Genomic DNA, 15,632 nt, shown 5'->3' on the forward strand with positions numbered 1-15,632 from the left:
GGACCTTTGTGTCTGCCGATGTGGGGGCGGTTTAGGCCGCCTGACCATCCTGTTGTTGCGTCTCTGCTTGCTTGCCGTGGAAGTAGTTTGATGGGCCGGTCCGGCGGAACTCTTCGCGGAAATGCGTTGGTTCGGGACCGTTTTCACCCTCTGCGGCATCCGCCAGATAGGCCCCCACCACCAAATCAACCTGTTGCGATGCTTCCAACAGGCGGACCTGCGCGTGCGCTTCATCCGTGAGATACTCGGCGCAGGCCAGGTCACGGGTCCAAGTGTCGTCTTTGGTGAAATAAATCACGTCGCCTTCGATGAGGGCGTTGGCGGTGATGACTTTGGGTGTGAATGCGCGTGGCATGAGACTCTCCCGGGGTTTGACTTCCCAGTGAATATAGGAAATTGTTCCCCTTAACCGCCAGATGTTGGCGGAAATAGAAACGTGTGTTCCGGTGTGTTTGGGGAAATACGCCGGTGTTCCACAAAGAGCGGGGAAAATGGGATGGCGTTGCGTATTGACGATATGGATAAGAAAATTCTCGGCGAGCTGCAACGGGATGCGGCGCAATCTCTGGACGAAATTGCCAAACGTGTGGGCTCTTCCAAGACGCCTGTATGGAATCGCATACGCAAGCTCAAAGAGGCCGGGGTGATCCGACAGCAGACGGTGCTGCTTGATGCCGAAGCGCTTGGTTTTGATGCCTGTTTCTTTGTTCTGATCCGCACCAGCGAGCATGAGGCGGATTGGCAGCAGAAGTTCCTCAAAGCCCTGCGCGAGCGCCCTGAGGTTTTGGAAGCGCACCGGCTGGCGGGGGACATAGACTATATCCTGAAAGTTCAGGTGCAGAACGCGCGCGCCTATGACACCTTTTATCAAGCTCTGATTTCAGAGGTGAAGGTGCACAACGTTACCGCCTTGTTATCTATGGAAGAAATCAAATCCACCAGCATGCTACCGCTCTGAGCGTTAAGCTTTGTCCGAAGGGCGCTTTGCGGCAAATTTCACGTCGGTATTCTGTCGGTATCGCGACTGTTTTGCGGAGGTGCGTTTCGGACTGGCGAGAGCTTAACGGGGCTGCGGCTTTTTCACGGTTGGATTCTTTGAATGCGATCTTCATGCCCAACGGTTTTAGGGTGACTTATGCGCACCAAATGCAGTTGGAGCATCTCGCCACCATAAGCCATACGATTTATGAAAATAGGCGCGCTCATCACACGCCTATCGTCACTGCGTGGCGTGCCGTGCTGCGTCCGGAAGAGGGGATGTAGACGCGCTTCTGTCAGCCAAAAGAGGTGAGACATATTCGCCGCTCAGTTTTTTGAATCGTGAATCACGCCGCTCAACGGAAATCAATGGGGCCTATCTCGCAAGGCCATCAGGCTTGGACATCTTGAGCAGTATGAAAGAAAAGCCCGTCTGCATAGGGCGCTCTGATGGGTGCCCCACCTCGAATTGTCCGAAAAGCTGGGTTGGACGAAGGCGTATTTTTGTTAAGTGAAAACTCAGGCAAAACGAAGTTTCAAAAAACTACTTCTCGGACCATATCGATTTTGCGGCGAACCCTTGTAAGTCGCCACTACCTAAAGTCGAAAACAACTTATCCGAGACAAAAACGCATTTGGACGCAGATATTCTGAAGTCTGTCCAAGCATTCAACCCTTCGATTTGGGACTTATGCAGAGAAAGCCTGTCTGGCGTAGGCTCCCCTTGCGTAGTCCAAAGATGATTGCCATCCTTCGGCTTGCTGACCAGTTTTACACCTTCCGACGCTTCATCGACCGCGTCGCAGACACGATCAATCCACCAAGCATAATAGGTTCCATATTCCGAACCATCTTTTCGCAGAATTTTTACGGGGAAAAACTTCCAGGCATCGTTTTCCGAACGATGCGATTCAATGATGTCCCGCACATTGGAGGTGACAAGACTGGCGTGGGAAAATTGATAGCTGCCACCTGGGAAAGCATGCACCCAATCCGGTAATGCCTCACCTTCTGTTAAGGTCAGTTGTTCAGGTAAGAACTCGGCGTGCCAAGGAAGCTCTACCGCGCCAAATTGGATAAGACCGAACTTTCCCTTTCCGGCAATGATCCACTCTTTTCGCTTCTCAGCAAAATAGTCTTTTCCCGCTTTAATGCGCGCTGCATCCTGATCTCGGGTGACCTGCAAACGGTATTTGTAGACAAATGGGCCAAACATGTCCTCGTCGATCAAAACCGCCATCAGCTGTGCCTTCTTTTTCAGTGGCCGACGTTATCTCCTTTAACGTCTCATCTCGTGCCACCTTATAAACCAAGGGTTGTGGGGGCAATTCACTTTCCTTCACCACTTAACGGAATTGGCCAATCGGGACGCCGGGAAGAGGGGCTTTAGATGTGTCATCTGGTTCAGCGGGGGATTGATCCCCCGGATCAATCTCTGATCCGCCTCACTCCTTCAGCGGAAAGAGATCGACATGTTCATAGTTCAGTTTTCGCACCGTGACCCACGTCTCTTAACGGCAATCAACGGGGCCTGACCTCAGTCAAAACGTCCGCTCGAGCGATGGCGAAAACCAATCCAGTTACTCGGATAAAAATGGTCCGCCAAATCGTAGCGCCGGGCCCACGCCAATTAACCCACTGTCTTCAATTGACCGTTTCAGTTCGTCAGACATAAAAATAAACCCACCAAACTCCCCGTCGCAAAACAAATGGCGTTCTCCGATCTTGTTCCGAAAAAAGGCGGGCTCCCAAGTTGAAGAGGACTGCCGTTTATCCATTCGCATCGCGGGGCGATCATCATGAGGGTTATGCCACCCAGGACCGGTTTTGTAGGGGACCATGGGGGGGCGCGTTTTGGAAGGATCTAGCGCAAAAATCCTATTTCCCGGCGCAAACCAATAAAAATCGTTTCGCGCGATGTTTCCCGCCTCAACCTGAATGGAGACTTTTTCAAATTGATGCACACCGGGGTCGAATTTATTGACCACCTCTACGAACTTCTGGGAACAAAGTTGGGCACCTGTACCAACTTTCATATAGTCTCGCACCGGAGTCGCTTCTCCTTTTGGCATCCCAGGACCAAGCCTAATCAACAGTGATTTTGGAAGGCTTTCGGTGTCAATAGGACGTCCAGATTGCCAAATCTCCGTAGAAACAATGGGCCACTTACCGATGTCAACGCTGGGATCCGCGAGCCCTGCGTTCCGCAAATCGCCGTCAAGTGGCTCAACGTCATACCAACATCCCTCGGCCTCATATCCTGCAACGGGTAAGTCGCCTAGACGCCAAATAGTCATTGACTTTTGCTCCCAGTGGCCGACGTTATCTTCTTCGCCGTGTTTTATGCATCATCCTATCAATCAAGGGGTGTTGGGGCAATTCACTTACTTTTGCCACGTGACTGAAATTGGCCAATCTGGACACCGGGAAGAGGGGCTTTAGAGGTGCCATCTGGTTCAGCGGGGGCCTGATCCCACTGATCAATCTCTGATCCGCCTCACTCCGTCAGCCAAAAGAGATCAGACATGTTCACCGTTCAGTTTTCAAACCGTGAATCACGCCTCCCGCTTCAGCGCCCCACTCAACACGGCAATCATCAGCGCCAGCACGGCCAGCACGCCGAAGGACACGCGCAGGGTGGTGGCGTTGGCGATGAAGCCGATCACCGGTGGGCCCAACAACATGCCGCCGTAGCCGAAAGTGGCGGTGCCCGCGAGGGCCTTGCCGGGGCTTTCGTGGGGGTCGTTGGCGGCGCGGCTGAAGGCGAGGGGGAAGATCAGGGCGTAGCCGATGCCCATCAGCACAAAGCCCGTTAGGATGAGCGGGGGTGTCGGGAGGAGCACGGTGAGCGCGGCGCCCCCGGCCGCGATGAGGCCGCTGACGCGGGCGGCCATTTCCGGGGAAGTCATGCGGGTGATCATGTCGCCAAGCAAGCGCATTGCCACCATGGTCACCGAGAAGATTGCATAGCCCATGGCGGCCCAGTTTTCAGGCGCGCCGCCGATATCTACCAGATAGACCGCGCTCCAGTCAGCGATGGCACCTTCGCCCATCGAGGCCCCAAACGCCAGCAGGCCGACCAGCACAAGCTGACCTTTTGGAATGGAGAAGATCGGCGCTTTGCTTTCACGGTTGGTGGGGGAGGTCCAAGGAATATTGCCGAGCCAGCAGAGCAGGGCGACCACCGGCAGGCCGATCAGGGCATAGTGCACAAGCGGGGTTGCGCCAAGAGAGATCGCCACAAAGCCGGTGCCTGCCGCCAGCCCGGCGCCAAGGCTCCACATAGCATGATAAGAGGACATCTGTGGGCGTTTGGCCCAGCGTTCGACCTCTGCGCCCCAGGCGTTCATGGTGACATCCATGCCGCCATGGATCGCCCCAAAGAGGAAAAGCGCGATGGCGAGCATGGGCACGTTGGGGGCAATTGCGAGCGCTAACAGTGCGGTGATTTTGATAATTGCCAAGGTCTTTGTTACACGTGCCGCGCCGTAGTGATCGGCCAGACGGCCCGCCAATGGGAAGGCGCAGATCGCCCCACCTGCAAGCAGCAGCAGGAGCGCGCCGAGACCCGCATGGCTTAGCTCATGGGTGGCCTTGAAAGCGGGGATACGGCTGGCCCAGAGGCCAAACAGCGCGCCGTTGAGTCCAAACATGGCGGCAATGGCCAGCCAGCCGGCGCGGCGGGTGAGATGTGCGGGGGCCGGGGCGTGCGATGGATCGGTGGTCGCGGTCATCGGAAGCTTTCGGGCTTGAGGCCGTATTTGGCAAGTTTGTCATACATGGTTTTGCGCGGCAGCTTGAGCGCCTCGGCGGCGGCTGCGGCCCGACCTTGGTGCTTGCGCAGCGCTTCTGCAAGTAGAGATCGCTCAACCTGCGCCATTTGGTCGGCCAGTCCCAGGCCCGCAGTTTGGGTTTCCTCGCCGGGCAGCCCAAGGGTGAAGCGCATGGCGGCGCTCATCAAGGCGCGGGCGTTGCCGGGCCAGTCCTGTGCCATCAAAGACGAGATCACTTCGGGCGTGATGTCGGGTGCGGCGATGCCGGCCTGTTCGGCGGCTTGGGCCACGTAGTGACGGAAGAGCACGGGGATGTCCTCGGGGCGTTCGGACAATCCGGGGATGCGGACTTGCAGCGCTTCGAGGCGGTAATAAAGGTCGGCGTGCAGGGCGCCGGATTGCACGGCGTCATCCAGCGGCGCGGCGCTGCCAAAGATCAGGCGCGGGAGTTCGTCGGTTTCCAGCAGGGTGAGCAGGGCAAATTGCGTCTGCATCGGCATGGATTGTACTTCGTCCAAGAAGAGACTGCCGCCTTGTGTGTCTTCGATGAGAGCGGCAAAGGCGGCAGGGTCCATGCCTGCGGCGGTGTGTTTGGCAAAGGGGCCTTCGGGGTGGGCACCGCAGAGGTGGATGACTTCGGCCACTTTGGAGATGCCCGCTCCGGGCGGGCCGGAGATCAGCACCTCGGCGTTGATGCGGGCGACCGAGCGAGCGCGGTGGCGCAGGGCCTCGGCTTGGGGCGAGGTACCGTAGATGATGCGGGCGGCGGCGTCGCCGGTTTCCAGCTGGGCTTTGAGGCGGCGGTTTTCCAGCGCCATGGCGCGGGCCTTTTGGGCGCGTTCGATCACGGCGATGAGTTCGGCTGGGGCGCAGGGTTTTTCCAGGAAGCCAAAGGCGCCCTGGGTCATGGCGCGCACGGCCATGGGAATGTCGCCTTCGCCGGTGAGCAGGATCACGGGCAGTGCGGCGTCGGTGTCGCGGGTGAACTGCAAAAGGTGAAAGCCGTCGCGGCCGGGCATGCGCATGTCCGAGAGGATCACACCCGCGAAGGATGCGGTGATGTGGTCTTTGGCCTCGACAAAGGAGCCTGCGGAGATCACCGGAAACTCCTCGAGCTCCAGAGTCTGGGTCAGGGCTTCGCGCACGATGGGGTCGTCATCAACCACCAGGACAGGCGCTGTCATGACGGGCTCTCCTCTTGCCATTGGTCCAGCTCGACGGTGAAGAGGGCACCGCCGGAGGGCAGGTTGGTGCCGCGGATGTTGCCGCCGAAGCTTTGCACCAAGCCATAGCTGATGGAGAGGCCGAGGCCCATGCCTTCCGAGCTGCCGACTTCCTTGGTGGTGTAGAACGGGTCAAAGATCTTGTCGGGGGCGTCGATGCCGGGGCCGGTGTCACGGATGTTTACGCAGAGGCGCGGGGCGGTGACGATGGAGATGTCGATCTGGCGTTCTTCGCTGTCGGACATGGCGTCGGCGGCGTTGTTGATCAGGTTGACAAACACTTGTGCGAGGCGGACCTCGCCGCCCAAAGCATAGATAGGAAAGTTGTAGGAATGCGCTGCCCAGCTGAGGTTGATGTGGTCCTGGTTGAGGCGCAGCTCGGTGAGTTCCACCGCCTGACTGATGGTGGCGACAAGATCGACCTTGCCCATGGGCTCGTTTTCGTTGCGGGCAAAGGCGCGTAGGTTTTTGATGATGCGGGCCATGCGAGTGGCCATTTGTGAGATGCGGGCGAGGTTTTCACCGGCTTTCTCGGTGTTGTCCCGTTCCAGAAAGCGGGTGCCGTTGTCGGCAAAGGTCTGGATGGCCTGTAGCGGCTGGTTGAGTTCGTGGCTGATGCCGGCACTCATTTGTCCAAGAGCAGAGAGTTTGCCGGCCTGCACAAGATCGGACTGGGCTTTCTTGAGGGCAGCTTCGGCCTCCTTGCGCTCGGTGATCTCGCGGCGCAGGGCTTCGTTGGTGGCAGACAAGGCCTTGGTGCGGTGGGTGACGCGTTCTTCGAGTTCGGCGTTGGCTTGGGCCAGTACGCGGCGGCGTTCCAGCACTTGCAACAAAATCAGGCCAAACACCATGACCACGGCCGCGATGGCGCCCGCCTGAAGGCCTGCGATGCGGCGGGCGAAGCTGACGTCGACGATGGCTTCGGCCACGAGGTCGATAATCGGAAGGTCCTTGATGATGTGCAGGCCGCGTTCGGGGATGTAGGGACCCCAATCCATTTTCCAGATTTCATAGCCTGTCGTTGTGCGGCTGGAGAAAGCTGGAGCGGGGCTGTTTGGCGGCACAAGGCCAGTGCCGCCTGCGGGGCGCTGCCAGAACAGGAGTTCGGAGCGGTTGGTGATGAAAACTTCCTGGGCGTCGTCGACAAAGTAGACGGCCGGGCCGTCGCCGCGCCAGTTGCCTTCGACATCGGCCATATCCACCACCACCGTGAGGACAGCGGCCACTTTGCCGTCGGCACCAAAGCTGGGAGCGGAGAAATAGAAAGCGCGCTGGTTGAAGCGTGTGTCAACAGCGTGGTGGGTGCCAATGGCCCCGTGCAAGGCGCGGGTGAAATAGGGGGTGCCGGTGAGGTTTTGGGAGGGAATGGCGTCTTCTTGGGCGGTGGCCAGAATGGTGCCGTCGGCGCTGGCATAGATCAGGTCGAGCGCAGCGGTTTTGTCAGCCACTTCCAGAAGGAGGTCGGCGCTGGGCTGGGGGTTTGTTTGGTCTTTGCTCAAGGCCAGCAAAGTAGGATGCTCTGCCATCAGGACCGCAAGCTCTTGATAACGTTGCAGCTGTGCCGTGAGCCTGTCGGCGGCCAGTGCAAGGTCAGCTTCGCCGCGCCGGGCCAGTTGATCCAGCGCCTGCACATAGCCATAGCGCCAAACGCCGCTGGCGAGCGCAACAAGCAGGATGATGAAGAAAAGGAGAATCGTGGCCCGGTGGCGTATCCAAGTTCGCATGGGTGCAGCTTAGCGCTTTGTGCCTGGCGGTGCGAGCGTTGCGGCGCGGTTTTGGCTGACTCATGTTGACGCATGGGGAGGCGGGGGTTTGCTTGATAAGTGAATTATTTTCGCGGTGGCTCTTGCCAGTCATTGAACATTGGTTCAGTCTCGCCGAGCGATCAGCAAATCATGTTTTTTTGGAGGAAGTGCCCATGCCTATCCGCAATCGTATTGCGCAAATGCACGATGAGATCACCGGTTGGCGGCGCCACCTGCATGAGAACCCTGAATTGATGTTTGATGTGCATGAGACCGCCGATTTTGTGCAGGCGCGCCTAAAAGACTTTGGTGTGGATGAGATCACACCGGGCATCGGGCAGACTGGTGTTGTGGCCGTGATCAAAGGCAAGACGGACACAAAAGGGCGGGTGATTGGGTTGCGGGCTGACATGGACGCGCTGCCGATTCATGAGGCGACCGGTCTGGACTATGCCTCCAAAGTTGACGGCAAGATGCACGCGTGTGGCCATGATGGGCACACCGCGATGTTGCTAGGCGCGGCGAAGTATCTGGCGGAGACACGGAACTTTGACGGCACGGCTGTGATGATCTTCCAACCTGCCGAAGAAGGCGGCGGCGGTGGCCGCGAGATGTGCCGGGATGGCATGATGGACCGGTGGAACATTCAGGAAGTCTATGGCATGCACAATGGACCGGGCATTCCGGTTGGCGAGTTTGCCATCCGCCCAGGGGCATTGATGGCGTCTGCGGATGAATTCGAGATCGTTGTTACAGGCAAGGGTGGTCATGCCGCAGAGCCTGCGGCGGCGGTGGATACTACTCTGGTCGCTGCCCAAATTCTTGTGTCGTTGCAGAGCATCGTGTCGCGCAATGTTAAACCGATTGAGCGGGTTGTTCTGACTGTGGGCACGCTCGAAACCGATAGCAATGCGTCAAATGTGATTGCCCATACGGTGCGTATGAAAGGCACCGTTCGCACGTTGGACAACAACAATCGTGAGTTGGCAGAACGGCGTATTCGCGAGGTCGCCACCCATACGGCATTGGCGTTTGGCGCGACGGCGGAGGTGATCTGGGAAGAGGGTTATCCGGTCACGGTCAACCATGATCGTGAAACGGAGTTTGCGGTGGAGGCCGCGCAAGCGGTTGCTGGTGAGGCAAATGTAGACGCTAATGTGCAGCCCATAATGCCGGCGGAAGATTTCTCTTTCATGTTGGAAGAGCGCCCAGGTGCTTACATCTTCCTAGGCAATGGCGACAGCGCGCAGTGCCACCATCCGGAATACAACTTCAATGATGAGGCAACCCCACTCGGTAGCAGCTGGTTTGTTGAGATGATCGAGCGGCGCATGCCGAGCGCGGACTAAAGCAGGGGCAGGGGAGAGAGACATGCCGGTCAAGAACCGTTTTGCGGAGTTGCACGCCGAGATCACCGAATGGCGGCGGGACATCCATGCGCACCCAGAGGTGCTGTATGAAACCCATCGTACGTCCGCTTTGGTGGCAGAAAAGCTCAAGGCGTTTGGATGTGACGAAGTTGTCACCGGCATTGGCCGCACAGGTGTGGTTGGGCTGATCAAAGGTAAGAGTGACACCAAAGGCAATGTGATTGGCTTGCGCGCTGATATGGATGCGCTGCCGATGGCAGAGCAGACCGGGTTGGACTATGCCTCCAAGCACGAGGGTGCGATGCATGCTTGTGGCCATGATGGGCATACGGCGATGTTGCTCGGCGCTGCCAAGTATCTCAGCGAGACGCGCAACTTTGATGGCGCGGTTGCGGTGATTTTCCAACCTGCTGAAGAAGGCGGAAATGGCGCTTTGGCCATGGTGGAAGACGGCATGATGGAGCGCTTTGACATCAAAGAGGTCTATGGCATGCACAACTACCCTGGCTTGCCAGTTGGCGAGTTTGCACTGCGCAAAGGACCGTTGCTGGCGGCGGTGGATTTCTTCACCATCGAGATCGAAGGCAAGGGCGGCCATGCGGCGCAGCCGAACAAGACCATCGACCCAACCATGATGGGCAGTCAGATACACCTAGCGCTACAATCCATTGTCAGTCGCAACGCTGACCCGATCGACCGTGCGGTTTTGTCGGTCACATCTTTTCAGACCGGGTCTGACGTCTACAATGTGATCCCGCACACGGCGACGCTGAAGGGGACCGTGCGTACCTTCAATCCGGATACGCAGGATATGGTTGAGGCGCGCATGAAAGAGGTTGTTGCCGGAGTTGCGGCGACGTTTGGCGGCACGGCCAAGGTCGACTATCAACGGATCACGCCTGCGACCATCAACTGGGATGAGCAGGCCGCGTTTGCCGAAGAAGTGGCGACCGCGGTGTCTGGCAGTTGTCATGAAGCGCCCCTTAAAATGGGCGGAGAGGACTTCTCCTATATGTTGCAAGCGCGGCCCGGGGCCTTCATCATGGTGGGTAACGGCGACAGCGCGGCGCTGCACCACCCCGAATATAACTTTAACGACGGGGCAATCCCGCACGGGAGCAGTTTTCTGTCGGAAGTGATCGAACGCCGCATGCCTGCGGCCTAAGAACGTACTATTGAGCGAGGAACAACTATGCCCACCAAGAACCGTTTTGCAGAGTTGCACGACGAAATCACCGCTTGGCGCCGTGATTTGCATAAGAACCCGGAGATCCTGTTTGAGACCCACCGCACCAGCGCGCTTGTAGCGGAAAAGCTGGAAGAGTTTGGTCTGGACGAAGTGACCACCGGCATTGGCCGCACCGGCGTAGTTGGCGTGATCAAAGGCAAAGAGACCGGCTCTGGCAAGGTGATTGGCCTACGTGCCGACATGGACGCGCTGCCGATCCACGAGCAGACCGGTCTGGAGTATGCCTCCAAGACACCGGGCGTGATGCATGCCTGTGGGCATGATGGGCACACGGCGATGTTGCTGGGGGCGGCGAAGTATCTGGCGGAGACCCGCAATTTTGATGGTACCGTTGTGGTGATCTTCCAGCCTGCCGAAGAAGGCGGCGGCGGTGGCCGTGAGATGTGTGAAGACGGTCTGATGGAGCGTTGGGGCATCCAGGAAGTCTACGGCATGCACAACTGGCCGGGCGTGCCGCTGGGCACCTTTGCGATCCGTCCAGGCTCGTTCTTTGCAGCAACGGATCAGTTTGAGATTCACTTTGAAGGCCGCGGTGGTCATGCGGCCAAGCCACATGACACAGTCGACACCGCCGTGATGTCCGCGCAGGCGGTGCTGGCGCTGCAAACCATTGCCAGCCGCAACGCTGATCCTGTGGACCAGGTGGTTGTGTCGGTGACCAGCTTTGAGACTTCGTCCAAAGCGTTCAATGTGATCCCGCAGAAGGTGCACATCAAAGGCACCGTGCGCACCATGTCCAAAGACATGCGTGCCTTGGCGGAAGAGCGGATCAATGAGATCTGCAATGGCATCGCAGCGACCTTTGGTGGCACGGTTGAGGTTGTTTATCACCGTGGTTACCCGGTGATGGTGAACTCTGAGGCACAGACCGAATTTGCCGCTGAAGTGGCCAAATCGATTTCCGGTCAGTGTGATGAAGCGCCATTGGTGATGGGCGGCGAGGATTTTGCCTTCATGCTGGAAGAACGTCCTGGGGCCTATATCCTCGTTGGCAACGGCGAAGACGGCGCGATGGTGCATCACCCGGAATACAACTTCAACGACGAGGCCATTCCGGCGGGCTGCTCCTGGTGGGCGGAGATCGTTGAAAAGCGGATGCCCGCTGCCTAAGTAATCAGGAAGGCGGCGCCAAAGGTTGCGCCGCCGTTCCCGGAATGTCGACAGGTCAGGAGGCCTTGCGGTGTTCCAACTGGGTCGACAGGGCCTGCAGAAGGTGGGCCTTGTTGATCGGCTTGGACAGGAAGTAATCCATTCCCGCGTCCAGGCAAGCCTCTTTGTCACTGTCAAATGCATTGGCTGTCAGCGCCACAATCGGCGGCTGATGGATCGGCAGGGAGCGGATGATGCGGGTGGCTTCCACCCCGTCCAGTTCCGGCATCGACATGTCCATAAGCACCACGTCCGGATTAAAAGTCTTGCAGAATTCGACCGCTTGCAGGCCGTTTTCCACTTCAATCAGTTCCACCGCAAACTCAGCCAGGTATTTCTGCACCAACAGCCGATTGGTCTTGTTGTCCTCGGCCAAGAGAATGCGTGCGCCGTCCAGATGTTCAGAGGCAAAGAGTGGCGGTGGCGCCGCGGTCGGGGCGCTGCCTTCCACCGGTTGGGTGTCAATGGTGGCGACAAAGCAGGCACCATCTTCATAGTCGGTGCACAGCGAGATATTGCCGCCCATGCGCCGTGCCAGCATGGCGGAGATCGTCAGGCCAAGGCCGGTGCCCCCAAAGGCGCGGGTGGTGGCTGCGTCTGCTTGCGAGAAACGGTCAAAGATGTGTTGGGCCTGCTCGGCAGTGATGCCGATGCCGGTGTCACACACGTCGATTTGAATGCCATGCTCAGACGCGTCATCACGTTTCACAACCACTCGAACGCCGCCCTCGGAGGTGAATTTCACGGCGTTGCCCACCAAATTCACAATGATCTGACGCAGGCGGCCATCGTCGGAGCGGACTTCTGTCGGCAGATCGTCTTCATACGCCACCGTCAGCGAGATGCCTTTTTGCTCAGCCTTACGGCGCAACAGCTCTACGGCCCCTTCCACACATTGGCGCAGATTGAAGTCCACCTCGGACACTTCCAGTTTGCCACTTTCCAGACGGGAAAGGTCGAGAATGTCGTTGATGATCTTGAGCAGGGCGTAGCCGCTGTCGCGAATGGTGTCGACGCATTGGCGATCATCAATGGAGAGATCGCTCTCATTCAGGATGTCGGCCATGCCCAAGATGCCATGCATCGGTGTGCGGATTTCATGGCTCATGTTCGCCAGAAATTCGGATTTGGCGCGGTCCGCCTTTTCGGCTACGAGCTTGGCTTCGGCCAGTTCCTTCTCGTGGTTCTTGGTTAGCGTGATGTCGCGTTCGATCCCGATGTTCATGGTGACGTTGCCGTCTTCATCCTTGATCGGGAAGATGTTGGTGCCGACCCAGATATCGCGCCCGTCTTTTGTTTTGTTGATGATCTGACAATGGAACCGGTTCCCCAGATTGCGCTGGGTGATCATTTCCTGAATCGCATCTGGGTTGGTGTTCGCGGAATTGAGCAGTTGGCCGACATGTTGTCCGACAGCCTCATCGAACGAATAGCCGGTCATCCGCGTAAAGCCTTCGTTGACCCATTGAATGTGCCCATCAGGGGTGCTGAGGATGATGCTGTCTGAGGCGTGTTTGGCAACCAGCGAAAGGCGCTCGAGTTCCGCTTCCCGCCGTTTCAAAGTGTTGATGGCAGTCCGGCGGGTGTCAGACAGGCGACCCGCGGCAACTGTGGGGATCAAGATCAGAAGACCCACGATGAAGAACGCGATCCGGCGTGGCCACATGTCGTCTGCGGTCAGGGCCCAGCCACCTTTGGGGCGGGTGGCCAATTGCCAGGAACCACTTGGCAGTTGGATGTCCATGAGTATGGGAGAATCGTCCAGAACAGCGGCATCTCCAAAGAAGAGTTCTCCGTCCGCGCCTTTGCCGTCTTTGCCGACCAGGGCCACGTCGATGGGCAGATCAGGGTCAAGAAGCCCAGCCTCCTGGTACAGGAGATTGGCGTCAATCACGGCGGCGACCAATCCCCAGAACTGGCGTTGCCCATTGCGGGTGTCCCAAACAGGGAAGCGTGCCACAAATCCCGTGCCGCCCTGCACAAGGTTGATGGGGCCGGCAAGAACCATTTCCCCTATGTCCCGGACTTGATAGGCGGCGGCGCGTTGCGCCTCGTTTTTATTGTAGTCTAAACCGAGGGCTGCCTTGTTCTTTTCATAGGGGAAGACTCGGTTCACAATCAGTCCCGGCGCGGCAGCGATGTTCAAGAACTCCTGATGACGGCCCATCACCAGCTCGACCAATTGACTGTATTCCGCCTGGGACATCTCCAAATTTGCGGTGAGCGCGGCGATCATGCCGCGCACCAGCTGAATGTCGGCGCTGACATAGCCTTCGACTTGTGCCCGCAATCGGCTGGTCTCGCTGACCGCCAGTGTGTGCTGCTCCTGTTTGGTGATAAAGGTTTCGTTGCGTTCGACATAGACGGCGAATGACACCCACACCACCAGAGCGATGAGTGATGGGAGATAAGTCGGTCCGCCCATGGAGCGCGGGATTGCGCGCAGAGAGGTCATCAGGGGCATGTTATGTCCGGACATTGGTTACGCAACAAATAGTGGCTTCTCGCGCACTGTTTCAGAAAGTCCTTCACCACTTATTAACGCCGGTTTTCCCGGTATCGTTGTTTGCGGGCAACGCAAAGCTGCCCCCATGGCCATGTGAGGTGGCCTGTGGTTAAAGTCCTGGGAGGGGCAATCAAGGCATAGGCAGAGGATTATGCAGAAGACATTCCGGCGCAGCGGTCCAGCTTTGGGCTGGCAATTGCGGTGTTACCTGGCGCTGCGCCCCTGCTTGCAGCCGTTGATGCGGCGGGTGGTGGCGCGCCGCGTGGCGCGGGGCAAAGAGGATCCGGCCCGGGCGCAGGAGAAACTGGGGCAACCAAGTCTGGCGCGGCCTTCGGGCCCCTTGGTCTGGATTCACGCGGTTGGGCTTGGCGAAGTGCTGGCATTGCGTCCGTTGCTGGCGAAGATGGGCGAGATGCGCCCGGATGTGCATTTCCTTGTGACCTCCACAGCGCGCAGTTCGGCGCAAGTGTTCGGTCAGAATCTGCCACCCCGCGTGATGCATCAGTTTTTGCCTCTGGATGGACCGGCCTATGTCACGCAGTTTCTGGACCATTGGCGGCCGGATGTCTCGATCTGGTCGGAACAGGACCTCTGGCCCGGAATCATCTGTGATGTGGCGCGACGGGGTATTCCGCTGGCGTACATCAATGCACGTCTCACGGAAGACGGGTTTGAGAAACGGCGCCGGTTCCGCTCCGGCTTTGCGCATCTGATGCGGCTATTCTCTTTTGTGGCGGCGCAGGACGCCCGCACCGTCGATTTTCTTCAGCAGCTTGGGGCGCGGAATGTGCACAAGATGCCGTCGTTGAAACCCGCGGCTGTGCCTTTGTCGGTGGACGCGCAGGCGCTTGCGTTTGTGAAAGTGGCTGTGGGAGGGCGGCGTGTCTGGGTCGCAGCATCCAGTCATGCGCCGGATGAGACGGTTGCTATCGCAGCGCAGGTCCGCGTTTTGGAGGCAGATCCCGACGCGCTGTTGATTGTGGTCCCGCGATTACCGGAGCGTGGTGCTGAAGTTTGTGCGGCTTTGGACGCCGCAGGGCTGCGATATGGACAGCGCAGTACGGGACAGGACGTGAAAGCGGTACATCAAGTCTATGTCGCGGATACACTTGGAGAGCTGGGGCTTTGGTACCGGGTGGCGCAGGTGGCTTTGGTAGGGGGGAGTTTTGGAGAAACGCAAGGCCACAATCCTTGGGAAGCGATCACATTGGGCTGCCCAGTGGTCAGTGGCCCCATGACAGACAACTTCGCGGCGGACTATGCCCAGTTGCAGGAGGCGGGGCTGGCACGGCGTGTGGAAGAGGGCGCCATGGCTGGGGAGCATTTGGCCGCACAGGTTTTGCAGGCAGGGCAGGGGGGCACATCTCAACGTGCCGCGGCCCTGGTGGCGGAGGCGCGGGCTGCGATCAGCCCCCTGGCAACCCGGATGCTGACATTGCTTTCGAAGTAGCAATTAAGCTCAAGGATTATATTTTAAATTCAGGTACTTTTGGTGACTTGCGGCGGTTGGGCAGCACTTTTTCTCCGAGAAAATGATTTTTTCTCCAAAAACCGCTTGCGACTCATTGGGGTCCTCACTAAATACCCCTTCACCGGCGGCGCTGAGGCGCACGACGGCGGGACGGACCGGAGCGAGGCG

The 15,632-nt window shown here is 58.3% G+C and carries 13 protein-coding genes and 1 pseudogene; 5 read left to right on the forward strand and 9 right to left on the reverse strand.

All coding sequences use genetic code 11. The features are described 5' to 3' along the window. Positions 1-31: 31 nt before the first annotated feature. The gene (locus MK208_RS13870; protein ID WP_294117511.1) at positions 32-355 is read right to left on the reverse strand and encodes a DUF2849 domain-containing protein; all 324 of its coding nucleotides are present in this window, start codon (positions 353-355) and stop codon (positions 32-34) included. A gap of 141 nt (positions 356-496) precedes the next feature. On the opposite strand from MK208_RS13870, the gene MK208_RS13875 reads away from it, so the two are divergent. After that, on the forward strand, positions 497-958 hold the full coding sequence (locus MK208_RS13875; protein ID WP_294117512.1) for an Lrp/AsnC family transcriptional regulator: 462 nt from the start codon (positions 497-499) through the stop codon (positions 956-958). Between the two features lie 168 nt (positions 959-1,126). Here MK208_RS13875 and MK208_RS13880 read toward each other — a convergent pair. The 6 genes and pseudogenes from MK208_RS13880 to MK208_RS13905 all read right to left on the reverse strand — a co-directional run. Next, positions 1,127-1,296: pseudogene (locus tag MK208_RS13880) on the reverse strand (IS5/IS1182 family transposase); the annotation flags it as partial. A 226-nt stretch (positions 1,297-1,522) separates the two neighbouring features. After that, entirely contained in the window at positions 1,523-2,218 is a 696-nt protein-coding gene (locus MK208_RS13885) for a DUF1629 domain-containing protein (RefSeq protein ID WP_294117514.1), read from the reverse strand. Between the two features lie 340 nt (positions 2,219-2,558). Beyond that, on the reverse strand, positions 2,559-3,275 hold the full coding sequence (locus MK208_RS13890; RefSeq protein WP_294117516.1) for a DUF1629 domain-containing protein: 717 nt from the start codon (positions 3,273-3,275) through the stop codon (positions 2,559-2,561). A gap of 258 nt (positions 3,276-3,533) precedes the next feature. Further along, positions 3,534-4,712, reverse strand: a complete 1,179-nt coding sequence (locus tag MK208_RS13895; protein WP_294117517.1) for an MFS transporter — start codon at positions 4,710-4,712, stop codon at positions 3,534-3,536. Beyond that, a complete protein-coding gene (locus tag MK208_RS13900; protein ID WP_294117519.1) occupies positions 4,709-5,935 on the reverse strand; it encodes a sigma-54 dependent transcriptional regulator in 1,227 nt (408 codons plus the stop codon). Before MK208_RS13900 ends, MK208_RS13895 begins: the two co-directional genes overlap by 4 nt. Further along, entirely contained in the window at positions 5,932-7,698 is a 1,767-nt protein-coding gene (locus MK208_RS13905; protein ID WP_294117521.1) for an ATP-binding protein, read from the reverse strand. The genes MK208_RS13900 and MK208_RS13905 overlap by 4 nt, the downstream gene beginning before the upstream one ends. Before the next feature lie 194 nt (positions 7,699-7,892). Here MK208_RS13905 and MK208_RS13910 point away from each other — a divergent pair, with 194 nt between their 5' ends. From MK208_RS13910 to MK208_RS13920, 3 genes are read left to right on the forward strand one after another with little or no spacing between them, the layout of a single operon-like run. Continuing rightward, complete coding sequence (locus MK208_RS13910; protein WP_294117523.1) at positions 7,893-9,068, forward strand: M20 aminoacylase family protein; 1,176 nt, start codon at positions 7,893-7,895, stop codon at positions 9,066-9,068. A 22-nt stretch (positions 9,069-9,090) separates the two neighbouring features. Beyond that, entirely contained in the window at positions 9,091-10,254 is a 1,164-nt protein-coding gene (locus tag MK208_RS13915) for a M20 aminoacylase family protein (protein ID WP_294117524.1), read from the forward strand. A 27-nt stretch (positions 10,255-10,281) separates the two neighbouring features. Then, complete coding sequence (locus tag MK208_RS13920) at positions 10,282-11,448, forward strand: M20 aminoacylase family protein (protein WP_294117526.1); 1,167 nt, start codon at positions 10,282-10,284, stop codon at positions 11,446-11,448. Between the two features lie 55 nt (positions 11,449-11,503). Here MK208_RS13920 and MK208_RS13925 read toward each other — a convergent pair whose 3' ends face one another. Beyond that, positions 11,504-13,942, reverse strand: a complete 2,439-nt coding sequence (locus MK208_RS13925) for a response regulator (RefSeq protein ID WP_294117527.1) — start codon at positions 13,940-13,942, stop codon at positions 11,504-11,506. A gap of 202 nt (positions 13,943-14,144) precedes the next feature. Here MK208_RS13925 and MK208_RS13930 point away from each other — a divergent pair, with 202 nt between their 5' ends. Beyond that, positions 14,145-15,443, forward strand: a complete 1,299-nt coding sequence (locus tag MK208_RS13930; RefSeq protein WP_294117528.1) for a glycosyltransferase N-terminal domain-containing protein — start codon at positions 14,145-14,147, stop codon at positions 15,441-15,443. 9 nt (positions 15,444-15,452) lie between these two features. Here the strand turns inward: MK208_RS13930 and MK208_RS13935 are convergent. Further along, positions 15,453-15,632, reverse strand: a 180-nt coding sequence (locus MK208_RS13935) for a hypothetical protein (protein WP_294117529.1), incomplete at its 5' end; no start/stop codon positions are given.

This window comes from Shimia sp. (assembly GCF_022448905.1).
GTDB lineage: Bacteria > Pseudomonadota > Alphaproteobacteria > Rhodobacterales > Rhodobacteraceae > Shimia.